Here is a 24,141-nt window from a genome sequence, read left to right as displayed (position 1 = left end):
ATAACTGAAGGGTGCCCAGGCCGATCAAGCGATAACAGAGATGGCTCCTGTAGGTTGGGTGAGCGCGAAGCGCGATACCCAACATCGCCTTGCAAGATTGTATCGATGGGTATCGCTACGCTCCACCCATCCTACGCTTGCTGCCTAGTTGCAGAATCGACTCGGCTCGTGCCTGGGACGGGAAAATCGATTGTGTCGTTGAACCTTTACTTGATGTCCTGCCTCGTCATCAGCGTATCGGCATGGCGGTGGACCACACGCCAACCCTCCGGCTCGTGCCGGAAGATCGTGGTCACACGATAATCCCGCCTGGCGACTTCCGACTGGCCGGGCCGGTGATAACGGATGTGCTCGTACTGCACGATGTAGGCGAAGTTTCCGTCGACGGCGGTCTGGATCTGCTCGATGGTCTTGCTGCCATTCGTGCCCAGGAACTGTGAGCTCGCCCAATCGAGCCTTGAGCTCACGTCGTTCCATCCCTTTGCCGTATCGCCGCCGGCCGCGCCCGACAGCGTTACGTCGTCCGCATGCGACCACAGCGCTTTCACCGCCTCGGGCTTGCCGTCGTAGAACAGGGTTGCCGCTTCGGCGTACCGGTCGAGCATGGCCTGCAACGCCTTGTCGGGCACGGATTGCACCGAGGTTTCCGCGGCGGGGCTGCCGGCAGATGCGCCGACCAGCAGCACGGTGGCGAAAGCAAAGGAGCGCAACGGTTGCATCGCAGTTCCTCCGGTCGTGTCGAGTGCGTAATGACCGTGCCTTTACGGCGCGCCCACCGTATTGGCGGATAATACGCCGCAAATCCGGCAAGTCTTTCCCGTGACCGAAACCCCAGCCATCCGCCTCGATATCTGGCTCTGGGCCGCGCGTTTCTACAAGACGCGGGCATTGGCCAAGCATGCCGTCGAAACCGGCAAGGTCGACGTGGGCGGACAACGCGCCAAGCCGGCCCGGGCAGTGCGGGTCGGAGATGCATTGCGGGTGACGCGCGCCGAAGAGACTTTCGAGATCGAAGTCGTCGCCCTCAGCGGCACGCGTGGGCCGGCGCCGGTCGCGCAGGCGTTGTATGCCGAAAGCGCTGCATCGAAACAGCGTCGCGAGGAACAGCGTGCGCAGCGCCGAGCCGAGGCTGGCGGCTACCGTCCGCCGAGCAGCAAGCCGGACAAGCGGGCGCGGCGGTTGATCCAGGCGCTGGGGGATATCGACGCGATGTGACCGTCTTGGTTCGTCGTGACCCCCGAATGTCGGATCAGCGTTTCCGTGGCTGCCGTCATCCCAGCGAAAGCTGGGATCCATGTTGCTGTTGCTTCCTGCAGAAGTGGGACAAAGGCGCAATGGATCCCAGCTTTCGCTGGGATGACGAGCAAAAGAGAGATGACCGACATGCGTGAGGGTGGGGCGCTGGATACGGAAACGCCGGCATCACTGCCGGCGTTTCTGCAATACCCCGCGATGAATCGCGTCAAGCCAAGTCGAAGCGATCCAGCTCCATCACCTTGGTCCACGCCGCAACGAAATCCTTGACCAGGCGTTCCTTGCCGTCGGCACTGGCGTACACCTCGGCGTAGGCGCGCAGTACCGAGTTCGAGCCGAAGATCAGGTCGTTGCGGGTGCCGGTGTAGCGGATTTCGCCCGTCTTGCGATCCTTGCCTTCGAACAGTTCCGCCTTGGCATCCACCGGCGTCCACACCGTGCGCATGTCCAGCAGGTTGACGAAGAAATCGTTGCTCAGCACGCCGATCTTGTCGGTGAGCACGCCGTGCGCGCTGCCGTCGAAATTCGTTCCCAGTACGCGCAGGCCGCCGATCAGTGCAGTCAGTTCCGGCGCACTCAAGGTCAGCAGCTGCGCGCGATCGACCAGCAAGGCCTCGGTCGGCGCGCCGCCGCCGTTCTTGCGGTAGTTGCGGAAGCCGTCCGCCTGCGGTTCCAGCACCGCGAACGAATCCACGTCGGTCTGGGCCTGCGTCGCATCGACGCGGCCCGGCGAGAACGGCACCTCGACCGGCACGCCGGCCGCCTTGGCCGCCTGTTCGATGCCGACCACGCCGGCCAGCACGATCACGTCCGCCAACGACGCCTTGTTCGTCGCCGCCTGGATCTCGCGCAGTCTGGCCACGGTCGCGGCGACGCCGCGGTTGACTTCCCAATCCTTCTGCGGCGCCAGCGCCAATCGCGCGCCGTTCGCGCCACCGCGCTTGTCGCCGCCGCGGAAGGTCGAGGCCGACGCCCACGCCACCGACACCAGTTCGCCGACCGACAGTCCGGAGGCCGCGATCTTCGCCTTCAGCTCGGCGATGTCCGCTGCGCTCGGCTGGTGCGTCGCCGCCGGCAACGGGTCCTGCCAGATCAGGTCTTTGCTGGGCACTTCCGGACCGAGGTAACGCGCCTTCGGACCCATGTCGCGATGGGTCAGCTTGAACCAGGCGCGGGCGAAGGCTTCGGCGAATGCCTGCGGGTCTTCGAGGAAACGCTTCGAGATCTTGCCGAACTCCGGGTCGAAGCGCAGGGTCAGGTCGGTGGTCAGCATGGTCGGCTTGTGGAACTTGCCGGGCACGTGCGCGTCCGGAATGATCTCGGGCGCGTCCTTCGCGGTCCATTGCTTGGCACCGGCCGGCGACTTCGTCATTTCCCATTCGTACTTGAACAGGTTCTCGAAGAAGTTGTTGCTCCACAGCGCCGGCGTCTTGGTCCAGGTCACTTCCAGCCCGCTGGAAATGGTGTCCTTGCCGTTGCCGCTGCCGAAGCCGCTGGTCCAGCCCAGGCCCTGCGCCTCGATCGGCCCGCCTTCCGGTTCCGGGCCCTTGTGCGATTCGGGCGCCGCGCCATGCGCCTTGCCGAAGGTGTGGCCGCCGGCGATCAGAGCGACGATTTCCTCGTCGTCCATCGCCATGCGGTGGAAGGTGGCGCGGATGTCCTTGGCCGCGGCCAGGTAATCGCCACTGGCGTTGGGGCCTTCGGGGTTCACGTAGATCAGGCCCATGTGGGTGGCGCCCAGGCTGTTGACCAGCACGCGGTCGCCTTCGAAGCGCTGGTCGTCGCCCAGCCACTTGGTCTCGGCGCCCCAGCTCACGTCCATGTCCGGTTCCCACACGTCCTCGCGTCCGCCGCCGAAACCGAAGGTGCGGAAGCCCATCGATTCCAGCGCCACGTTGCCGGCGAGGATGTACAGGTCGGCCCAGGAAATCTTCTGCCCGTATTTCTGCTTGATCGGCCACAGCAGGCGCCGCGACTTGTCGATGTTGACGTTGTCCGGCCACGAATTGAGCGGGGCGAAGCGCTGCTGTCCGCGCCCGCCGCCGCCGCGGCCGTCGGTGGTGCGATAGGTGCCGGCGCTGTGCCAGGCCATGCGGATGAACTGTGGGCCGTAATGGCCGAAGTCGGCCGGCCACCAGTCCTGGCTGTCGGTCATCAGCCTGACCAGGTCGGCCTTCAGCGCCTTGTAGTCGAGCTTCTTGAATTCAGCGGCGTAGTCGAACTTGCCCAAGGGGTTCGATTTGTCCGAATGCTGGTTCAGCAGGTCCACGCGCAGCTGGTTCGGCCACCAGTCGCGATTGCTGGTGCCGCTGCCGGCGGAACCGTGGAAGGGACATTTGGCTTCGTTCGACATGCGCGGCACCTTGGGCTGGGAAGTGCGAGCAACTTAGCTTGCGCCGGCCCGCGGGAGAAATCGAATGATTTGAGCGTTCCGATATGGAATGCCTATGACAATCCGATGGCCTGCCCCCGAAACGAACGAAGCGCCATGGCTGGCGCTTCGTCGGCATTGCGGAGGGGAGGGACGGTCAGCGGCCGCCGCCCAGCAGCCCGCCGCCGATTTTCAGGATGTCGCCCAGCCCGAGCTGGCCATCGCCGTCCTGGTCGAGCACTGCGCCGAGCAAGCCGCCGCCCAGGCCGCCCTGCTGTTGTTGCACCTGGCGTTCCTGGCCGAGGATCTGGCCGAGGCCGCTGGCGTCGGTCGCCGCGCCGCCCTGTCCGCCGAGGAAACGCTGGGCGAGGAACGAGAGCACGATCGGGGCGAGGATCTTCAGCAGCATCGCGGTCTTGTCGCCGCCCAGGCCCGTGGCCTGGCCGAGGCTGGCTTCCGCACGCGGCTGGCTGGCGCCGAAGATATGGCCGAGGATCGCGCCGCCATCGGTCTGCCGGGTCGGCGCGCCACCGCCCAGCACCGAGCCGAGGATGCCGCCGAGGTCGAGGCCACCGGCGTGATCGTTCTGCAGCGCACCGAACAGGGCTTCCGCGCCGCCGGGTTGGGCGGCGTTCTTGCCCAGTGCGCCCAGCAGCAAGGGCAGCGCCGCGCCGACGGCGTTGGAGGTCTGCATCTGGCCGGTGCCGAGCTGCTGCGAGATCTGCTGCAGCGGAGCGCCCTGCAGTTGCTGGAACAGGAGGTCGGCGAGGCTGTCGTTGCTCATCGGGTGCTTCCTTGGGTGGTGGTGGTGGCCGGAAGCGCGATGGTAGCGCGCCTATGGCGTCGTTCCGGCGACGCGGCCAGGCCAGGCCCCCGCCTTCCATTCAGCTTGTCCGCGATCGCGGTGCGGCCGGCTATGCTGGGGCGGGCCCTTCTGTTCGCCGCGATGACCTCACGCGCCACCCGCTTGTTGAACCTGCTGGACGATCTGCGTCGCCGTCGCCGCCCGGTGCGCGGCGCGCAGTTGGCCGAGCAACTCGGAGTCAGCCTGCGCACGCTGTATCGCGACATCGAGGCGTTGCGCGGGCAGGGCGCCGACATCGTCGGCGATCCCGGCGTCGGCTACCAGTTGCGGCCCGGCTTCCTGCTGCCGCCGATGATGTTCTCCGCCGAGGAACTGGAAGCGCTGGCGCTGGGCGCGCACTGGGTCGCCACGCACGCGGATCCCGAACTGGCCACGGCCGCCGGCCACGCACTCGACCGCATCGTCAGCGTGCTGCCGGACACCTTGCGCCTGCAGGTCGAAACCAGCGGCCTGTTCGCACCGGACTGGCATCCGACCGAACCGGAGCCGTGGCTGCCCACGTTGCGCCGTGCGATCCGCGAGGGCCACGTCGTGCGCATGGGTTACGCCGATGCCGAAGGCCGCACGACCGAGCGCGTGGTCTGGCCGTTCGCGATGGCCTTCCTCGACGACAAGCGCCTGCTCGCGGCCTGGTGCGAGCTGCGCCGCGACTTCCGCCATTTCCGCGCCGACCGCGTGCGCTGGCTGGAAGGCACTGGCCAGCGCTACCCCGAACAGCGCCACCAGCTGTTGCGCCGCTGGCGCGAACAGGAACTGCGCCACGCGGTCTGACTGCTGACAGCGGATGGCAGCAGGACCGGCGCAGACTGCAGGCCTCTTCCCACAACGGAGCCTGCCGTGAACGAGACGCTGACCTTCTACACCCATCCGGTTTCGCGCAGTCGGGTGACCCGCTGGATGCTCGAGGAAACCGGGTTGCCGTACGAGGAAGTCGTGCTCGAGTACGGCACGACGATGAAGGCGCCGGACTACCTGGCGATCAACCCGATGGGCAAGGTACCGGCGTTGCGCCATGGCGACACCGTGATCACCGAAAACGCGGCGATCTGCACGTACCTGGCCGACCTTGCGCCCGACAAGGGATTGGCGCCGCCGGTCGGATCGAAGGAACGCGGCAGCTACTACCGCTGGCTGTTCTTCCTGGCCGGACCGGTGGAATCGCTGTTCACCGCCAAGCAGGCCGGCGCACTGGCGCCGCCGGCGAGCGCCGGTTATGGCAGCGAAGCCGATGCCTTGCGCACGCTGGAGCAGGCGGTCGCCGGCAAGGAGCATGTGTTCGGCGAACGCTTCAGCGCCGCCGATCTGTACATGGCGGCGCTGCTCGGGTTCTACCTGCGCACCGGCGTCATCGAGCCACGGCCGGCCTTCGTCGAATTCGCCCAGCGCCATTACGCGCGCCCCGCCGCGCAGCGCGCCACCGCGCGCGACGAGGAACTGGCGAAAACCTATCCCCATCCCCTGCAGCCGCGCGCTGCCGCATAAGAGGACCACGCACATGCAGAAGACCTACCACGGCAGTTGCCATTGCGGCGCGGTCCGCTACCAGGCTTCGCTCGACCTCGCCGAAGGCACCGGGCGGTGCAATTGCACCTACTGCAGCAAGATCCGCAACTGGAGCGCACGCGCCACCGATTTCGAACTGCTCGCCGGCGAAGCCGCGCTCGGCGATTACGGCAAGGACTGGGGCGAGGGCAACCTGCACCACCGCTTCTGCACCCGTTGCGGCGTGACCGTGTACGGCCACGGGCACATCCCCGAAGCCGGCGGCGACTACCTGGCGATCCACGTCAACACGCTGGACGACGCCAGCATCGACGAACTGCTTTCGGGCGAAGTCCGCTACATGGACGGACGCCACGACAACTGGATGAACCCGCCGGCGGATATCCGCGCGCTGTAGAGATGGCAGCCGACGTCCACCGTCAAGTTGCGCCGGCATCAGCCGTCGCTTTCGGCCGGCATTACGTCGAATTCGCCATTCATCACGCGATCCAGTCGTCCTGTGCGCCAGCCGCGCACGCCGTCGCGCACCAGCGGTGACGGCATGGGGCGGTAACGCCGGCAGACGCGAGGTTCCTGGCCCGAGTTTCCCGAGGCTGCCGCCTGGACGCGGGGTTGGCCGGGCAGGTCCGGGTCGATCCGTACTTGCGCGCTGATGCGGCGAATGGTCTGGTCGGGTTGTTCCAGCTCCAGCACATGCAGACCCGCTTCCGGGCGTAGGCAGTCGTATGCGCCGAAGCCGGAAACGGCAAGCCATGCACAGGCGCGCTCCGCATCCTGCTTCAGGACTTCGATGCGCATGTTGCGGCGCGCGGCCCACGCGCCGTACATGGCCAGCAATTGGGTCCACCAGTCCCGGCTTTCCGTCGTCGCCCTAGTTTCGGCGCCACCCGCGTCCACCACCAGCAACGCATCTTGCGGGCGCCTTTCGATTACGGCATTGACGGCCAGGTCCAGCAGGTAAAGCAATTGTGCCAGTTGGGCGCAGAACGCGGCGTTGCCCTGGGTCGGCGACAGTCGCCGATGCATGCGCTGGGCGCTATCGAGCGCGCTTTCGATACGATCGCGACGCTCGATCCGGTCCAGTACCGCGAATCGGTCAGGACGAGACCAGAAACCGTCCGCCGACAATTCCCCGAAGTCGGTGGCGCGGTCTTCCTGCCAATCCGCCATGTCCACGCGTTCCTGCAGGGCCGACAGGCTGCGCTGCAGCAAGGACACCACCGACGGTCCGGTGGCAGGCGTGTGCATCAGTCCACGCAGGTCATGCGTTTCCGCTGCTGGCGCGGCCGTTGCAACCGGCGTTTCGTTACGGGCATTCGGGTCGATGAAAAGGACTTCCAGCTCGTTTCCGGCGCTGCGCACGAACAGGAACTGGCCGCCTTCGGGAGCGCGGTGCTCGACGATGCGGCGTGCGAGCGGTGCGAGCAGGTGGTGTTCGATGGCGCGGCGCAAGGGCCTAGCGCCAAGGTCGGGAGTGAATCCCTTGTCGAGCAGGAATTCGATGGCGGACGGCTCCCATTCCATCGCCCAATCGCGCATGCGCAGGCCGCGACGGGTCAACACGCGGTCCAGTTCCTTGTGCAGGATCCCGCGCATCAGGCCGCGGTCGAGCGGGTTGAACAATACGACACGGTCCAGCCGGTTGATGAATTCGCGGCGGAATGTCTCGTAGATCGCCTTCTCCACCGCCGATCGCGAGTAATGGCCCCCTGAAGCGGTGAAGCCCGGCCCGGCATTGCGCTGGATGGTCGAGCCCGCGTTGCTGGTCAGGATGATGAAGCAATGGCGGAAGTCGACGGTGTTGCCGCTGCGTCCGCTGAGGCGGGCATCGTCGAACACCTGCAGGAACAAGTCCCACACGCGTGGATGGGCTTTCTCGAATTCGTCCAGCAACAGCACCGAGAACGGCTGTTCGCGAATGCGCGTGACCAGCGAGCGGGCGTCGGGCGAACCATCATCGAGCAGTCGCCATGCCGAGTCTTCGGTCTGGAACTCGCTCATGTCCAGGCGCAGGACCCGCTCGGCGCTGCCGAACAGCAATTCGCCCAACGCCTTGGCCAACTCCGTCTTGCCCGTGCCCGTCGGGCCCGCGAACAGGAACACGCCGATGGGGCGGCTACTGTCGGTCAACCCGGCCTTGACCATGGCGATGCGGTCGAGCAGGCATTCGACGGCTTCGTCCTGGCCCATTACGCGCTGCAGGAAGAAATCGCGCAACTTGGCCAAGTCCAGGCTTTGGCGATCGTCGATCACGTCCAAGGGCAGGCCGCTGCGCGCGGCCACTGCCTGCATCAGGTCGTCGGCATCCATCGGCAGGGCGGGCGGATGCGTGGTGGTGGCCGCCTGCAGCGCATCGTCCAGCAGGCGCAGGACGCGGCCGGGTTCATGTTGCTCGGGGAAGAACTGCGCTGCGATGCGCTCGGCTTCCGCCAGTGTCGCGGCGTCTGCCACCGGCTGGCGCCATTGGATCGCCTGGGCCTTCGCCCATTCGCCGGTCAGCATGCGTACCGTCTCCGGATCGGCGGGGGGCAAGTGGGCAACGTCGAACAACTGATGGACCTGGGGCCGGGCGACCGTCAATTGCGCCAGCTGCCGCGGCGCGATTTCCCCCAGTACGCGCAGTTCGCGGCGTTCTATCGCGGGCATGACCAGGTCCAGGATGCCGCGCGGATCCTGCGAATGCGCACCTTTCTTCAGAAGGTCGTGGAAATCGGGCACACGCCAGATCGCCCTGGGCCGGTGCAGCACATGGAGCATCTCGCGTATCCGGCCTTCGAGCTCGCCGACATGGCTTTGTCCGGCAAGTATTTCCGCAGCCGAGGCCTCGAATACCAGCCAGCCATCCGCGAGCAAACGCTCGCACGCGGCGTCGATCAGTACGCTCTTGCCCACGCCATGTTCGCCGGATACCAGTACCGAACCGGCGCCGCCGTCGCGTCGCAGCGACTTGTCGACGAGGTCGATTTGTTCCTGCAGTCGCGGATGGGCAAACCGGCGCCCCGACGGCGCGGCGAGCACCCGCCCGAATCCCCCCAGCACGCGCAATTCCCGGCGCCGCACCTGTTCCTCGTCGACGAGCTGCAGGAAGCGGGCGGGAACCAGGTCGCGAAAATGCTTCAGCGTCTCTTTCGCGACTTGAAGGGCTTCGTCGTTCACGTCGTTGAAGTCGACGGAATCTTCCGCATTGGGTTGTTCCGTCGCCCAGCGCAAGTACTGTTGCAGGCGCTGGCGAAACGGTTGGAAGTCCCACCACCATTCCCGCGCATGTTTCAGCAAGGCATGCAGCAGGTCCGCATTCGGTAGGGTTTGCAGATAGTCGAGGACGAAATGGAGGGCATATCCGCCCAGGCGCGGAACCGTCGCCACGACGGCGGCCGGGTCGGTATCCTGACGCCTGGGCAACGCCACCGCCGCCATCGAAGGCAACACGTATCCCTGCGCACCGAGGTAGTCCAATACGTCGCCGGATTGGTAGTGCGGCCCCGCCAGCAGCGCAACGGCTTCATTGAACTGCGGATTGGCAAGCAGATCCGCCGGTCGCTGGATGTGTTCGTCCTGCGCTTCGACTTCGCGCTTCAGCTGCAAAAGCCTTTCCTGCACTGGCCTCGGATCGTCTTCAACGACGTCCGCATCGCTCGACGGCAGGTTGTCCGCAGGAGCAGACGTCTTTCCGGATCCGGGCGGGCGACGCTTGAATACGGAATAGACAACCAGGCCCACAACCAGGCCGCACACAAACCAGATCGCGCCGACCATGCATCCCCCTTGGCCTTGTCTGCGGCGAGTCTATCGCAATGAATACGTGATTCCGGAGGCGCCTAGAGCAGCGATTTGAGCCGGTACAGCGCTTCCAGCGCCTGCTTCGGGGTCAGTTCGTCCGGGTCCAGCGCGGCGAGCGCTTCTTGTGCGGCCGAGGGCGCGGGTGCGAACAGGCCGAACTGCTGAGGCGCGTCCAGCGCCTGCGGCGAAACCTGGGCCGCGTGGGTTTCGCGGCCGCGTTGTTCCAGTTCGGCGAGGCGACGGCGGGCCTGTTGCAGGGTGGTCCTCGGCAGGCCGGCGAGTGCGGCGACCTGCAGGCCGAAGCTGCGGTCCGCAGCGCCGTCCTTCACCGCGTGCATGAACACCAGGGTTTCCGCGCCGCTGGCGTCGGTGTGCTCGACCGCGTCGAGGTGGACGTTGGCGATGCCGCTGCCGGGTTCGCCAGCCAGCGCGGTCAATTCGAAATAATGCGTGGCGAACAGGGTGTAGCAGCGGTTGCTCGCGGCCAGGTGGCGTGCGACCGCATCGGCGAGGGCAAGGCCGTCGTAGGTCGAAGTGCCGCGGCCGATTTCGTCCATCAGCACCAGCGACTGCGACGTGGCGTGGTGCAGGATGTAGCTGGTCTCGGCCATTTCGACCATGAAGGTCGATTGCCCGCGGGCGAGGTCGTCGCCGGCGCCGATGCGGGTCAGGATGCGGTCGATCGGGCCGATCACGGCCTTCGACGCCGGCACGAAGCTGCCGATGTGGGCAAGCAGCACGATCAGCGCGTTCTGGCGCATGTAGGTCGACTTGCCGCCCATGTTCGGGCCGGTGATGACCAGCATGCGGCGGTCTTCGCCCAGGCAAAGGTCGTTCGGTTCGAACGGTTCCTCGCGCACCGCTTCGACGACCGGGTGGCGGCCGCGTTCGATGCGCAGGCCCGGTTCGGCGGTCAGTTCCGGTTGCGACCAGTCCAGCGCCTGCGCGCGTTCGGCGAAGGCGGCCAGCACGTCGAGTTCGCTCAACGCGGCGGCGCAGCGCTTCAACGGCTCGAGCTCGCGGTTCAGCGCATCCAGCAGTTCTTCGTACAGCAGCTTCTCGCGCGACAGCGAACGCTCCCGCGCCGACAGCACCTTGTCTTCGAACTGCTTGAGTTCCTCGGTGATGTAGCGCTCGGCGCCGGTCAGGGTCTGGCGGCGGGTGTAATGCACCGGCGCCTTGTCGGCCTGGCCCTTGCTGATCTCGATGTAGTAGCCGTGCACGCGGTTGTAGCCGACCTTCAGCGTCGGGATACCGCTGCTTTCGCGTTCGCGTTGTTCCAGGTCGACCAGGAACTGGTCGGCGTGGGTGCTGAGCCGGCGCAATTCGTCGAGTTCCGCGTCGAAGCCTTCGGCGATCACCCCGCCGTCGGCCAGCTTCAGCGGCGGCTGCGGCGCGACCGCGCGGGCGAGCAGGGCGGCGACGCCGGTGTGTTCGCCGAGTTCCCGCGAAAGCGAATCCAGGCGCGGCGAATCCAGCGGCGCCAGCACGTCGCGGATCGCCGGCAACATGGCCAGCGCGTCGCGCAACGTGGAAAGATCGCGCGGCCGCGCCGACCTCAACGCTACCCGGGTCAGGATGCGTTCGACGTCGCCGAGCGCACGGAAGCGTTCGCGCAGGGCATCGTCGCCGCGGCTTTCGATCAGCGTGGAAACCGCCTGGTGGCGTTCGCCGAGCACGCGGCGGTCGCGCAGCGGACGGTGCAGCCAACGCCGCAGCAGGCGCCCGCCCATCGGCGTGATCGTGGTGTCGAGCACGCCGAGCAACGTGTTCTTCGTGTCCCCATCGACGCGCGTGTCCAGTTCCAGGTGGCGGCGCGTGGCGGCGTTCATCGCGATGGCGTCGCCGGCCGATTCCACCGCGATCGCGCTCAGGTGCGGCAGTTGCTGCTTCTGGGTTTCCTGCACGTAGCCGAGCAGGGCGCCGGCCGCGGCGGTGGCCAGGGACTTGTCGTCGATGCCGAAGCCGGTCAGGTCGTGCAGGCCGAAGAACTGCAGCAACTGGCGACGGCCGCTGTCGGCATCGAACAGCCACGGCGCGCGGCGACGGATGCCGCTGCGTCCCTGCAGGAACGCAGGCCAGCCTTCCTCGTCGGGCAGCAGCAGTTCGGCCGGTTCCAGACGCGCCAGCTCTGCTTCCAGCGCGTCGGCGTTGTCGACCTCGTTGACCAGGAAGCGCCCGCCGGCGAGGTCGGCCCAGGCCAGGCCGTAACCCTGCTTGCCGCGCGACACGGCCATCAGCAGGGTGTCGCGGCGTTCGTTGAGCAAAGCTTCGTCGGTGACCGTGCCGGGGGTGATGATCCGCACCACCTTGCGTTCGACGATGCCCTTGGCCAGGGCCGGATCGCCGATCTGCTCGCAGATGGCGACCGATTCGCCCAGCGCCACCAGCCGCGCCAGGTAGCCTTCGGCGGAGTGGTGCGGAACGCCCGCCATCGGGATCGGTTGGCCGGCCGAGGCGCCGCGCTGGGTCAGGGTGATGTCGAGCAGCCGCGCCGCCTTGCGGGCGTCGTCGTAGAACAGCTCGTAGAAATCGCCCATGCGGAAGAACAGCAGCAGGTCGGGGTACTCGGCCTTCGCGGCGAAGTACTGCTTCATCAGGGGCGTGTGGCCGGAAGCGGCCGGATCGGGCGCGGCCTGGTGCGGTGCGAGGCGGGTCACGAAGTCGATGGTGGGGAATGCGGTCGGGAAGTCTAGCCGGTCCGCTTAGGTTTGCCATTCTCCCGGGGCGAAGCCGGTATGGATGCAATGCAAGATGATGTAACGTAAATATGCTGTTAATTTCACTAATTGGCGTTGGCATCGCGATCGGCTGACCGCAGGGAGGGGCGGCGGACGTTCGCATGGCAGTGCCATGCTGCCAATCGACGAATCCGGGAGGGGAACCGCATGATCGTTTCGAAGCCGCAACATTGCGCACTCGCACTAGCCATTTTCGCCACGCTGTGCGCCGCTCCGCAGACCCATGCGCAGGACGCGCAGCCGCAGAAGCCGGCCGCCGACCAGGACGAGCCGACCACCCTGGGCGCGCTGAAGGTCACCGCGCAGAAGCGCGAGGAGGCCATGCAGGACGTGCCGATCTCGGTGACCGCGCTGGACGAACAGCTGCTGCAGGACACCGGCGTGCGCGACATCAAGGACATGCAGATCCTGGTGCCGGGCCTGACCGTGACCAGCACCCAGAACGAAGCCATCACCACCGCGCGCATTCGCGGCATCGGCACGGTTGGCGACAACGTCGGCCTGGAATCGTCGGTCGGCGTGGTCATCGATGGCGTGTACCGGCCGCGCAACAGCGTGGGTTTCGGCGACCTGGGCCAACTGGAGCGCATCGAGGTGCTGAAGGGGCCGCAGGGCACGGTGTTCGGCAAGAACACCTCGGCCGGCGTGATCAACGTGGTGACCCGCCGCCCCAGCTACACGCAGAGCGCGGAAGCCGAACTCACCGCCGGCAATTACGGTGCGCTCGGCGTCTCCGCCAGCTACAACGACGCGCTGGGCGAAACCTCGGCCTTCGGCGTGTACGCGGCCAAGCGCAAGCGCGACGGCTGGATGGACGTGCGCACCGGCAACGGCCCGCGCACCGAGACCGACGACTACGACCAGAACTTCCACACCCTGCGCGGCAAGCTGCTGCTGGAACCGACCGACAACCTGGAAATCCTGCTGTCGGGCGACTTCACCAGCCGCGAAGAGAATTGCTGTACCGCGGTGCAGACCACGGTCGGCGGCACCGCAGCGTTGCTGAACCTGCTGGCCGGCGGCAAGGCGGTGGCGGCACCGGGCGACGATCCGTTCGACCGGGTCGCCTACGCCAACCGCGCGACCACCCAGGACATCAAGGACAAGGGCGTTTCGGCGGAGATCAACTGGGACCTGTCGGCGTTCGGCGGTTCGACCCTGACCTCGATCACCGCCTCGCGCGACTGGCAGACGATCAACGGCCTTGACTACGACTTCAGCACCGCGGACCTGATCTACCGCAACGCCGACAAGAACGAATCGTTCAGCGGCTTCAAGACCTTCAGCCAGGAGTTGCGCCTGACCGGCAGCACCGACAAGCTGGACTGGATGTTCGGCCTGTTCTATTCGGACGAAGACCTGAAGCGCAACGACAGCTACCGCCTCGGCGCGCATTACGAGCCCTACGTCTCCACCCTGGTGTACCAGTTGGTCGGGCAAAGCCTGGCCGCGGCCGGGGTGCCCTTGAACAATCCGGCCAATCTGTCGCCGGCCGCGTTCCTGGCCCAGGTCGGCGGCACCGCGTTCGGCACCGGCTTCGCCGGGCTCGGGGCGCTGGACCGCTACAAGCAGAACGCGAAGAGCCTGGCGCTGTTCACCAACAACACCTGGCACGCGACCGAAGCGCTCGACATCACCCTGGGCCTGCGCTACACCGGCGAGAAGAAGGACCTGGAATCGACCTACAGCAATCCGAACGGCAGCCTCGCCTGCACCGGCGCGCTGACCGACCAGAACCCGTTGAACCCGAACCGCTACGCCCGGCTGCGCGCGGCGCTGAGTTCGCGCAGCACCGTGTTCGCCGGCCTGCCGGCCGCTACCCAGAACGCGATCATGGCGTCGGCCGGCCCGCAGATCGCCGGCTACATGTGCCTGCCCTGGGCCAACGCGCTGCACAACGGCCGCCACACCTTCCAGGACAGCGACGAGAAGGAATGGTCGGGCACGCTGAAGGCGGCCTACCGCTGGAACGAGCACGTGATGACCTACCTGTCCGCCGCGCGCGGCTACAAGGGCGGCGGCTTCAACTTCGACCGGGTGCAGTCGGCCGATGGCCTGTCGACCAGCGGCGCCGGCATCACCCCGGTCGCCGACACCTCGTTCCCGGCCGAATTCGTCAACAGCTACGAGCTGGGCGCGAAGACCACCTGGGCCGACGGCAACCTGCTGTTGAACGCGACGCTGTTCCACCAGGAATACGAGGACTTCCAGCTCAACAGTTTCCTCGGCACCAGCTTCGTGGTGCGTTCCATCCCGAAGGTGACCTCGTCGGGCCTGGACGCCGAGATCCTGTGGCAGCCGCAGGCCGTGAAGGGGCTGATGCTGCAGGGAGGCGTGATGTACGCCGATACCCAGTTCGGCAAGAACATTCCCGGCGGCGACTTCGTCGAGCGCACGCCGCTGCGCAACTCGGGTGCGCTGTACAAGCTGCCGGGCTCGACCATGCCGTTCGCGCCGAAGTGGTCGGGTTCGCTGTCGGCGACCTACGACTGGGACATCACCGGCCGCCTGGTCGGGCGCTTCAACATCGGCGCCAAGTACATGGGCGAATACAACACCGGTTCCGACCTGGATGTGGAGAAGCACCAGGACGCCTACACGGTGGTCAATGCGCGCTTCGGCATCGGATCCAGCGACAAGCGCTGGATGGTGGAACTGTGGGGCACGAACATTACCGACACCGAGTACGTGCAGGTCGGTTTCGACGGTCCGCTGCAGGCGCTGTTCCCCGACCCGGGCAATGCACTGAACACCTTCGATGCCTTCCCGGCGGCGCCCCGCATGTACGGCATGACCTTGCGCGTGCGCTACTGAAACCGGCGCGAGCATCGCAACGGACGGCCCGCTTCGGCGGGCCGTTTCGTTTGCGCCGGTTGTACGGGGGCGAATCGCCGCTACGATGGGCGAATGAACGTAAGCGCCCCCATTCCCGACGACGCCGCGATCCACCGCCTGTCCGAAGATCTCGGCACGCGCCTGCGCGCGGCGCACGAACGCCTGGTCACCGCGGAAAGCTGCACCGGCGGCTGGATCGCCAAGGCGGTGACCGACATCGCCGGTTCCTCGGACTGGTTCGACTGCGGCATGGCCGCCTACAGCTACGAGGCCAAGCAGGCCCTGCTGGGCGTGCGTCCGCAGACGCTGGAAGAACACGGCGCGGTGAGCCGGGAAACAGTGGTCGAAATGGTTTCCGGGGCACTGGTCAATTCCGGCGCCAGCGTCGCCGTCGCGGTGACCGGCATCGCCGGGCCCGGCGGCGGCAGCGCCGACAAGCCGGTGGGTACGGTGTGGATCGGCTGGAAACGTCGCGGTGGCTACGCCCGTGCCGAGGTTTTCCATTTCGAAGGCGACCGCGACGCGGTGCGGCGGCAGACCGTGGCGACGGCGTTGCGGGGGCTGGACGGGCTGCTGGCCTGAGAGATCAGGGCAGGTCGGGGTAACGCCCTCGACCCTCCCACGAGAGGGCGGACAATCGCTTGACGGCTCACTTTGTTAGTAGTAATACTACTAATCATGAACCTGACCGACACCCAGCAGGCGATCCTCAACCTGATCGCCGAGCGCGTCGAGGTCGAGGGCATGCCGCCCTCGCAGACCGAAATCGCCAAGGCCTTCGGCTTCAAGGGCGTACGTGCGGCCCAGTACCACCTGGATGCGCTGGAGGCCGCTGGCGCCATAGAGCGCCTGCCGGGTCGCGCACGCGGCATCCGCGTGCTGAAGGCCCCGCAGCCGCCGCAGCACTCACTCGATTTGCCGGCTGCCGCCAACGACGACGCCCTGCGCCTGCCGGTGCTGGGCCGGGTCGCGGCGGGTACCCCGATCGGCGCCGATCCGGAGCTGCACGACTACGTGGTGCTCGACCGCGTCTTCTTCTCGCCTTCGCCCGATTACCTGCTGAAGGTGAAAGGCGATTCGATGCGCGATGAAGGCATCTTCGATGGCGACCTGATCGGCGTGCACCGCACCGGCGACGCCCGCAGCGGGCAGATCGTGGTCGCCCGCATCGACGACGAGATCACGGTCAAGCTGCTGAAGATCGGCAAGGACCGCATCCGCCTGCTGCCGCGCAATCCCGACTACGCGCCGATCGAAGTGCTGCCGGACCAGGAGTTCGCCATCGAAGGCCTGTACTGCGGCCTGGTGAGGCCGAACCGGTGAGCGCCTCCATCCGCCTTTGTAGAGTCGAGCTTGCTCGACTGCTCTTGCCTCTTTGCGACCGGACGAAAAGCAGTCGAGCAAGCTCGACTCTACAAAAGCGCATGCACGAATCAGGTTTTTCCTACGATCCCAGCCGTCATTACCTGCTTACCTGCTCTCCCGCGCCGATCTAATTTCAACCCAGCCCGTCCAAGTCGCAGCTTTTGCGATGGCCCGGGTCTAGCCTGACCGCAATCCAAAACTACAAACCCCGAGGATCCAACAATGGACGAGAACAAGAAGCGCGCGCTGTCGGCAGCCCTGACCCAGATCGAACGCCAGTTCGGCAAGGGTTCGGTGATGCGCATGGGCGACAAGGTCATCGAACCGGTGGAAGCCATCCCGACCGGCTCGCTGATGCTGGACATCGCCCTGGGCATCGGTGGCCTGCCCAAGGGCCGCGTGGTCGAAATCTACGGTCCGGAGTCCTCGGGCAAGACCACACTGACCCTGCAAGCCATCGCCCAGTGCCAGAAGATGGGCGGCACCGCCGCCTTCATCGACGCCGAACACGCGCTGGACCCGATCTATGCGGCCAAGCTGGGCGTCAACGTCGACGACCTGCTGGTCAGCCAGCCGGATACCGGCGAACAGGCGCTGGAAATCGCCGACATGCTGGTGCGCTCCGGTTCCATCGACATCGTCGTCATCGACTCGGTCGCCGCGCTGACCCCGAAGGCCGAAATCGAAGGCGAGATGGGCGACCAGCTGCCTGGCCTGCAGGCCCGCCTGATGAGCCAGGCGCTGCGCAAGCTGACCGGCAACATCAAGCGCTCCAACACGCTGGTGGTCTTCATCAACCAGCTGCGCATGAAGATCGGCGTGATGATGCCCGGCCAAAGCCCGGAAACCACCACCGGCGGCAACGCGTTGAAATTCTACGCCTCGGTGCGCCTGGACATCCGCCGCATCGGCGCGATCAAGAAGGGCGACGAGATCATCGGCAACCAGACCAAGATCAAGGTGGTGAAGAACAAGCTGGCGCCGCCGTTCAAGCAAGTGGTCACCGAGATCCTGTACGGCGAGGGCATCAGCCGCGAGGGCGAGCTGATCGACATGGGCGTCGATGCCAAGCTGGTGGAGAAGGCGGGCGCTTGGTACAGCTACGGCGATGAGCGCATCGGCCAGGGCAAGGACAACGCCCGCATCTACCTGCGCGAGAACCCGAATGTCGCGGCGAAGCTCGAGGCGGAGCTGCGCGAGAAGTTCCAGCCGGCCGAAGCCAGCCGCTCGGAAGGCGACGAAGACGACGATGCTTGATGCGGGGCGGGGCGCCCGATCGTCAGCGGGCGCCCCGCTTCCAGCCCATGGATGGGCAAAGGCTGTGATGGAGCGTTTTTTCAGGGATGAAGCTTTTCGCGGCACCCTTCATGCAAGGGTGCCGCTGTCGGTTTGTCCCGGCGTTTGTTTCCACGAACCGGAGGTGCGCGTGTCCAAAATTGCCAAAGGCGAGTTCACCGTTTCGCTCAAGCCGCTCGAATTCGAAGGCGTGGCTACAGCCGCCAAGCTGGGCCGCATGAGCATCGACAAGCAGATCACCGGTGACCTGGTTGCGACCACGCAGGGGCAGATGATCACCGCGATGGGCGAAGCGCAGGGCTCCGGGGTATATACCGCCGTCGAGCGCGTGGCCGGTACGCTGGACGACCGGCAGGGTTCGTTCGCGCTGTACCACGTCGGCACGATGGTGCGTGGCGCCCCCAGCCTTTCGGTCAAGGTCGTGCCCGATTCCGGCACGGATGGATTGGCTGGAATCAGCGGCGATTTCAAGATCGTCATCGACAACGGCAAGCACCTGTACGAGTTCGCCTACTCGCTGCCGGGCGTCGAGTGACATGCGTCGAGGCGGCCCATGTGCGATCTGATCGGAAAACCCGGCCAGCGCGGTGAAGACCGGCGGAGCGTGGCGTGGACGTCGCGGCGGTAAAGGCCTTCTGTGGCGGGTTCCCCGCGGCAACATCGAAGTCGATCGGTCCGCCAGGCAACATCCTGGTGTATTCCGTCGACAAGCGCAGCTTCGCGTATTTCAAGACCAGCGAGCCCGAGCGCTGGCGCTTCAGCATCCGCGTGACTTCCGAGCGATTCCTGGAGTTGACCGGCATTCCGGGTATCAAGCCGGCCCGTTACATGGGGCGCTACCGCTGGGTCACCATCGTCGACGTGCGCACGGTACCGGCCGATTATCTGAAGGAACTGATCGCTTGGTCCTATGATCGGGCGCTGGCGGGCCTGTCGAAGCGGCGGCAGGCAGAAATCGCCGGGCAGGCGCAAGTATCCAGGCCCCGGCGTCGCGAATGAAGAGGATCGGACCATGGCGACAGACAGCGATTACATCGACTACATCCACGAGCAGGCCGGATTCGGCGCACGGCTGACCCACAAGAAGATGTTCGGCGAGTATTCGCTGTACCTGGACGGCAAGGTCGTGGCCTTCGCCTGCGACAACAGCCTGCTGCTGAAGCCGACCGAGGCCGGTCGCGCATTGCTGCCGCGGGTGACTCCGGGCAAACCCTATCCGGATGCGAAGGACTACTACGTGCTCGACGAATTCCTCGACGACGCCGAGTTGCTGCAACGCGTGCTGCAAGCCACAGCCGATGTCCTGTCCTTGCCGAAACCCAAGCCGGCGAAAAAGACGGGCGTAAAGGCCGCGAAGAAGTCCGCGCCGAAGAAAGCTCCGAAGAAATGACCCAGCGCGAAGACGAGTTCGGTCGTTTGCCCGGCGAAGGCGATACCGTGCCGGCGGGCACGCGCCGCAAGTCGCGGCGTCCCGAGCCGACCCCGGTGCAGCGCGCGCTGGGCCTGCTAGTGCGGCGCGAGCATTCGCGCAAGGAGTTGACCCGCAAGCTGGCTGCGCGCGGCGTTGAAGCCGAAGAGGCAAGAGCGGCGGTGGAACGATTGGCCGGCGAAGGCTGGCAGGACGACACCCGTTTCGCCGAGTCGCTGGTTCGCAGCCGGGCAGCCGGCGGCTATGGCCCGCTGCATGTCCGTGCCGAACTCGGTACGCATGGACTGGACCGTGCTGCCGTCGCCGCCGCGATGGACGCTTTCGAAGGCGACTGGAAGCAGGTCGCCCGCGACCTGGTCCGCCGTCGTTTCGGCGAAGCGGGTCCGCGGGACATGGCGCAGAAGCGCAAGGCCGCCGATCTGTTGGCGCGGCGAGGCTTCGACGCCGGTACGCTTCGTGAGATCATCGACGAGGATTCGATGATCGAATGAAACGGGAGTAGGGGGAGTGCAGGGCACGCTGTCGTTCATCGCGGATGCGTTGGTCTTCGTCGTGCTGCCCTGGTGCTTGTGGCGTTTGCTCGGGCGTCGCATTCCCTTCGCCGTGCTGCCGATCATCGTCGGCCTGGCTCTGGCGGCTTCCGGAACATCGATCGGCGCATCGGTGGCCACCGCAGCCGGCCAGACCCTGGGCTGGCTCGGCGTCCTGCTGCTGGCATTCACCGCCGGGCTCGAAACCCGGTCGATCCCGGCCATGGAAGCGGACGGCGCGGCGGTGTCCGGGAGAGGATTGTCGTTGCCGCGCCTCGCGGGCAGCGCGCTGCTGGCCTTGCTGTTGCCATTCGCCGCCGGCGTGGTCGTGGCCCGTGCGGGCTTGCCGGCATTGCCGGGGTGGGGTGCGCCGCACGGCAACGAGTGGACCGGGGCGATCGCCATCGGTTTATGCGTCGCGGTCAGTGCCTTGCCGGTGCTGGTCGGCATCGTGCGCGAACTGCAAGACCGGCACCGCGCGCTGGGCAACATCGCGTTGCGGATCGCGGTGATCGACGATGCCGTGCTGTGGACCGGTCTGGCGACCTTGCTGTTGGTCACAGGTGCGGTCGGCGAGGTCGGTTTCGACTTCACGCGCGGCGCGTTCGCTGTCGTGGTGTTGGTCGCGTTGGCCCTCGCAGGCCAGGGATTGCGCCGGTTCGCTTCGCCGCCGGGCTGGCTGATAGGGCCGCTGGCCGCGGCCTGGCTTGCGGCCGGTGCATGGGCCAGCGCCACGCTGGGCCTGCATGAATTGCTGGGCGCGTATTACGCCGGAGCGATGATGGCGCCCAACTGGATCGCGCGTTTGCCGGTGGAACGACTGGGTGCGCTGGCCTTGTTCGTGCTTGCGCCGTTGTTCTTCGGCCACAGCGGCCTGCGCATCGACGGCGATGCGCTGGGCTGGACCTCGATGGGAATTGCCGCCGGCCTGTTCCTGTTGTCCGCATCGGCCAAGCTGGCCGCAATCCGCCTGTATCCGCCTTCGTCGGCACTCGACCGCCGCGAAACCCTCGCGGTCGGCGCGCTGCTCCAGTGCAAGGGGCTGATGGAAATCGTCGCGGCGACCATCCTGCACGACAAGGGCCTGCTTTCCGCCAACGCCTTCGCCGTGCTGGTGACCCTGGCGGTGCTGTCCACGGTGCTGACCGGGCCGCTGTTCCGGGTGTTCGCCGGCCGCGTTGCCCGACCGCGGGGCCTGCCGGCGCACCCGGCTTCATAGCCCGGCGGCCGGAAACGGCGGTTCCGCCGCCGGTTTTGTTAACCTTGGCGACCTTTTGGGTTGTCTGCTCCAGCTTGCGGCCGCATCTTGGCGGCATCGCGCACGGTTCGGACGTGCCCGCCCGCCAAAGACCGCCAGATGAGCAGCCCCAGCCAGTCCCCCGAATTCACCACCGCCCGCGTCCGCAAGGATTTCCTCGATTTCTTCGCCTCCAAGGGCCACACCATCGTGCCTTCGGCCCCGCTGGTGCCGGGCAACGACCCGACCCTGCTGTTCACCAATTCAGGCATGGTCCAGTTCAAGGACGTGTTCCTGGGCGCGGAGAAGCGCAGCTACGTGCGCGCGGCCGACGTGCAGCGCTGCCTGCGCGCCGGCGGCAAGCACAACGACCTCGATTCGGTCGGCTACACCGCGCGCCACCACACCTTCTTCGAGATGCTCGGCAACTGGTCCTTCGGCGACTACTTCAAGAAGGAAGCCATCGCCTGGTCGTGGGAGCTGCTGACGAAAGTGTGGGGCCTGGCGCCGGAACGGCTGCTGGTCACCGTGTATCACACCGACGACGAGTCCTACGACCTGTGGCACGAGATGATCGGCCTGCCGGCCGACCGTATCGTCCGCATCGGCGACAACAAGGGCGCACCGTACGCCAGCGACAATTTCTGGCAGATGGCCGACACCGGTCCCTGCGGCCCGTGCACCGAGATCTTCTACGACCACGGCGAGCACATCGCCGGCGGCCCGCCCGGTTCGCCGGACGAGGATGGCGACCGCTACATCGAGATCTGGAACAACGTGTTCATGCAGTTCGACCGCCAGCCCGACGGCACCCTGGTGCCGCTGCCGGCGCCGTGCGTGGACACCGGCATGGGCCTGGAGCGCCTGGTCGCGGTGCTGCAGCACGTGCACAGCAACTACGAGATCGACCTGTTCCAGGCGCTGATCCGCAAGGCCGCCGAGCTGACCGGCACCGCCGACCTTGAGAACAAGTCGCTGCGGGTGATCGCAGACCATATCCGCGCCTGCAGTTTCCTGATCGTCGACGGCGTGCTGCCGTCCAACGAAGGCCGCGGCTACGTGTTGCGCCGGATCATCCGCCGCGCGCTGCGCCATGGCTGGATGCTTGGCGTGCGCCAGCCGTTCTTCCACAAGCTGGTCGGCACCTTGTCCGAACTGATGGGCGATGCGTATCCAGAGTTGCCCGCTGCGCGCGAGCTGGTCGAGCGCGCGTTGAAGGCCGAGGAAGAGCGCTTCGCCGAAACCCTCGACTCGGGCATGAAGATCTTCGACGAGGTCGCGGCGAGATCGAAGGGCACCATCCCCGGCGCCGACGCCTTCCGCCTGTACGACACCTACGGCTTCCCGGTCGACCTGACCGCCGACATCGCCCGCGAACGCGGCCTGTCGGTGGACATGGCCGGCTTCGAGGCGGCGATGGAGCACCAGCGCGAAACCGCGCGGGCCGCCGGCAAATTCGCCTCCAGCACCAGCCTGCCGGCCGAACTGGTCGCGCAACTGCAGCCGACCGGCTTCCTCGGCTACGAACAGCTCGACGCCGGCGGCCTGCAGGTCGTCGCTCTGTTGAAGGACGGCGCGCCGGTGCAGGCGATCGCAGCCGGCGACGAAGCCGTGGTGCTGCTCGACCGCACGCCGTTCTACGCCGAGTCCGGCGGCCAGGTCGGCGACACCGGCGTGCTGGCCGAGCAGGGCGTCGAGTTCGACGTGGCCGACACGCTGAAGTTCGCCGGCCAGTTCCACGGCCATGTCGGCAAGCTGGCCAAGGGCACGTTGAAGCTGGGCGACCACGTCGTCGCCTCGGTCGATGCGGCGCGCCGCGCCGCGACCATCCTCAACCACAGCGCCACCCACCTGCTGCACGCCGCGCTGCGCGAGGTGCTGGGCACCCATGTGCAGCAGAAGGGCTCGCTGGTCGCGCCGGACAAGCTGCGCTTCGACTTCTCGCATTTCCAGCCGATGACCGCGCAGGAGCTGGCCGAGGTCGAACGCCGGGTCAACGCCCAGGTCCGCGCCAACGACGAGGCCGAAGTGCACCAGATGGGCATGCAGGAAGCGCTGGACTTCGGCGCGATGGCCCTGTTCGGCGAAAAATACGGCGAACGCGTGCGCGTGCTGCGCATGGGCGATTTCTCCACCGAGCTGTGCGGCGGCACCCACGTGCGCCGTACCGGCGACATCGGCCTGTTCAAGATCGTCTCCGAAGGCGGCGTGTCCGCCGGCGTGCGCCGCATTGAAGCGGTGACCGGCCAGGGCGCGCTCGACTACGTCGACGGCGAGGAAGCGCGGCTGGACGAGGCGGCGGCGCTGCTGGGCGGCAGCCCGGCCGACGTGGTCGACAAGATCCGCCAGCTGGCCGAGCGGCAGAAGAAGCTGGAGCGCGAACTCGAATCGCTGAAGGCCAAGGCCGCTTCCGGCGCGACCGCCGACCTGGCCGGTTCGGCGGTCGACGTGGCGGGGGTCAAGGTGCTGGCCGCCCGGCTGGAGGGCTTCGACGCCAAGGCCCTGCGCGAGGCCGTGGACCGGCTGAAGCAGCAGCTCGGCGACACCGTGGTGGTCCTGGCCGGGGCCAGCGACGGCAAGGCCGCGCTGGTCGCGGGCGTGAACGGTTCCGCAACGGGCAGGGTCAAGGCGGGGGAACTGCTGGCGCACATCGCCGGTCAGATCGGGGGCAAGGGCGGCGGCCGCCCGGACCTCGCCCAGGGTGGTGGTGAGGACGGGCCCGCCCTTGCCTCTGCACTGCAAGGCGTCCGCGAATGGGTGGCCCGGCAACTGGGGACGGGCGCCTGATTACTTTCGGTGATGACGCCCCGGGTGGCAGTGCTGTCCGCTGCCTTGTATGCTTCACGTTTTTGAACCAGTAACTGGAAACGTTTTTCCGCTTACTCCTTCTGGCCCCGCGGAAAAACGCTTTGCCGATGTGCCGCCATCGGCGCAA

The 24,141-nt window shown here is 66.7% G+C and carries 19 protein-coding genes; 14 read left to right on the top strand and 5 right to left on the bottom strand.

Features of this window, described 5'->3' with window-relative positions; translation table 11 throughout:
• Nucleotides 1-206: 206 nt before the first annotated feature.
• Complete coding sequence (locus tag J5837_RS15955; RefSeq protein ID WP_210537785.1) at nt 207-719, bottom strand: nuclear transport factor 2 family protein; 513 nt, start codon at nt 717-719, stop codon at nt 207-209.
• A gap of 100 nt (nt 720-819) precedes the next feature.
• Here J5837_RS15955 and J5837_RS15950 point away from each other — a divergent pair, with 100 nt between their 5' ends.
• Entirely contained in the window at nt 820-1,215 is a 396-nt protein-coding gene (locus J5837_RS15950) for an RNA-binding S4 domain-containing protein (RefSeq protein ID WP_425504854.1), read from the top strand.
• 247 nt (nt 1,216-1,462) lie between these two features.
• Here J5837_RS15950 and katG read toward each other — a convergent pair whose 3' ends face one another.
• Nucleotides 1,463-3,607 (bottom strand): catalase/peroxidase HPI, encoded by a 2,145-nt coding sequence (katG, locus tag J5837_RS15945; protein ID WP_210537783.1) that lies wholly within the window; start codon nt 3,605-3,607, stop codon nt 1,463-1,465.
• Between the two features lie 175 nt (nt 3,608-3,782).
• Nucleotides 3,783-4,409 (bottom strand): DUF937 domain-containing protein, encoded by a 627-nt coding sequence (locus tag J5837_RS15940; RefSeq protein ID WP_210537781.1) that lies wholly within the window; start codon nt 4,407-4,409, stop codon nt 3,783-3,785.
• Between the two features lie 162 nt (nt 4,410-4,571).
• Between J5837_RS15940 and J5837_RS15935 the strand changes: the two genes are divergently transcribed.
• The 3 genes from J5837_RS15935 to J5837_RS15925 all read left to right on the top strand — a co-directional run bounded on the left by J5837_RS15935 (nt 4,572) and on the right by J5837_RS15925 (nt 6,390).
• Nucleotides 4,572-5,261 (top strand): helix-turn-helix transcriptional regulator, encoded by a 690-nt coding sequence (locus J5837_RS15935; protein ID WP_210537779.1) that lies wholly within the window; start codon nt 4,572-4,574, stop codon nt 5,259-5,261.
• Between the two features lie 66 nt (nt 5,262-5,327).
• A complete protein-coding gene (locus J5837_RS15930) occupies nt 5,328-5,972 on the top strand; it encodes a glutathione S-transferase family protein (protein ID WP_210537777.1) in 645 nt (214 codons plus the stop codon).
• Between the two features lie 13 nt (nt 5,973-5,985).
• Nucleotides 5,986-6,390, top strand: coding sequence for a GFA family protein (locus J5837_RS15925; protein ID WP_210537775.1), 405 nt, complete (start codon nt 5,986-5,988; stop codon nt 6,388-6,390).
• 38 nt (nt 6,391-6,428) lie between these two features.
• Here the strand turns inward: J5837_RS15925 and J5837_RS15920 are convergent, their stop codons facing one another.
• Nucleotides 6,429-9,578, bottom strand: a complete 3,150-nt coding sequence (locus J5837_RS15920; protein WP_244756064.1) for an AAA family ATPase — start codon at nt 9,576-9,578, stop codon at nt 6,429-6,431.
• Nucleotides 9,579-9,811: 233 nt separating this feature from the next.
• Nucleotides 9,812-12,370 (bottom strand): DNA mismatch repair protein MutS, encoded by a 2,559-nt coding sequence (gene mutS / locus J5837_RS15915; RefSeq protein WP_210537912.1) that lies wholly within the window; start codon nt 12,368-12,370, stop codon nt 9,812-9,814.
• Between the two features lie 291 nt (nt 12,371-12,661).
• On the opposite strand from mutS, the gene J5837_RS15910 reads away from it, so the two are divergent.
• The 10 genes from J5837_RS15910 (at nt 12,662) to alaS (ending at nt 23,993) form a co-directional block, all read left to right on the top strand.
• Complete coding sequence (locus J5837_RS15910) at nt 12,662-15,328, top strand: TonB-dependent receptor (RefSeq protein ID WP_210537773.1); 2,667 nt, start codon at nt 12,662-12,664, stop codon at nt 15,326-15,328.
• 93 nt (nt 15,329-15,421) lie between these two features.
• The gene (locus J5837_RS15905) at nt 15,422-15,931 is read left to right on the top strand and encodes a CinA family protein (protein ID WP_210537772.1); all 510 of its coding nucleotides are present in this window, start codon (nt 15,422-15,424) and stop codon (nt 15,929-15,931) included.
• 96 nt (nt 15,932-16,027) lie between these two features.
• Nucleotides 16,028-16,672 (top strand): transcriptional repressor LexA, encoded by a 645-nt coding sequence (gene lexA, locus J5837_RS15900; RefSeq protein ID WP_210537771.1) that lies wholly within the window; start codon nt 16,028-16,030, stop codon nt 16,670-16,672.
• Between the two features lie 264 nt (nt 16,673-16,936).
• Nucleotides 16,937-17,971, top strand: a complete 1,035-nt coding sequence (gene recA, locus J5837_RS15895) for a recombinase RecA (RefSeq protein WP_210537769.1) — start codon at nt 16,937-16,939, stop codon at nt 17,969-17,971.
• Nucleotides 17,972-18,140: 169 nt separating this feature from the next.
• Nucleotides 18,141-18,545 (top strand): DUF3224 domain-containing protein, encoded by a 405-nt coding sequence (locus J5837_RS15890; RefSeq protein ID WP_342345561.1) that lies wholly within the window; start codon nt 18,141-18,143, stop codon nt 18,543-18,545.
• Nucleotides 18,546-18,619: 74 nt separating this feature from the next.
• The gene (locus J5837_RS15885) at nt 18,620-19,009 is read left to right on the top strand and encodes an MmcQ/YjbR family DNA-binding protein (protein ID WP_210537767.1); all 390 of its coding nucleotides are present in this window, start codon (nt 18,620-18,622) and stop codon (nt 19,007-19,009) included.
• Nucleotides 19,010-19,022: 13 nt separating this feature from the next.
• Nucleotides 19,023-19,400 carry a TfoX/Sxy family protein gene (locus tag J5837_RS15880; RefSeq protein ID WP_210537766.1) on the top strand — a complete coding sequence of 126 codons (378 nt, stop codon included), beginning with the start codon at nt 19,023-19,025 and terminating at the stop codon, nt 19,398-19,400.
• Nucleotides 19,397-19,930 (top strand): recombination regulator RecX, encoded by a 534-nt coding sequence (recX, locus tag J5837_RS15875; RefSeq protein ID WP_210537765.1) that lies wholly within the window; start codon nt 19,397-19,399, stop codon nt 19,928-19,930. Before J5837_RS15880 ends, recX begins: the two co-directional genes overlap by 4 nt.
• A gap of 16 nt (nt 19,931-19,946) precedes the next feature.
• Nucleotides 19,947-21,188 (top strand): cation:proton antiporter, encoded by a 1,242-nt coding sequence (locus J5837_RS15870; protein ID WP_210537764.1) that lies wholly within the window; start codon nt 19,947-19,949, stop codon nt 21,186-21,188.
• A gap of 138 nt (nt 21,189-21,326) precedes the next feature.
• On the top strand, nt 21,327-23,993 hold the full coding sequence (gene alaS, locus J5837_RS15865; RefSeq protein WP_210537763.1) for an alanine--tRNA ligase: 2,667 nt from the start codon (nt 21,327-21,329) through the stop codon (nt 23,991-23,993).
• Nucleotides 23,994-24,141 lie beyond the last annotated feature (148 nt).

Source organism: Pseudoxanthomonas helianthi, assembly GCF_017939625.1.
Taxonomy (GTDB): Bacteria; Pseudomonadota; Gammaproteobacteria; order Xanthomonadales; family Xanthomonadaceae; genus Pseudoxanthomonas_A; species Pseudoxanthomonas_A helianthi.
Note: the sequence above shows the minus strand (reverse complement) of the source record. Positions and strands in the feature narration are given on the sequence as shown.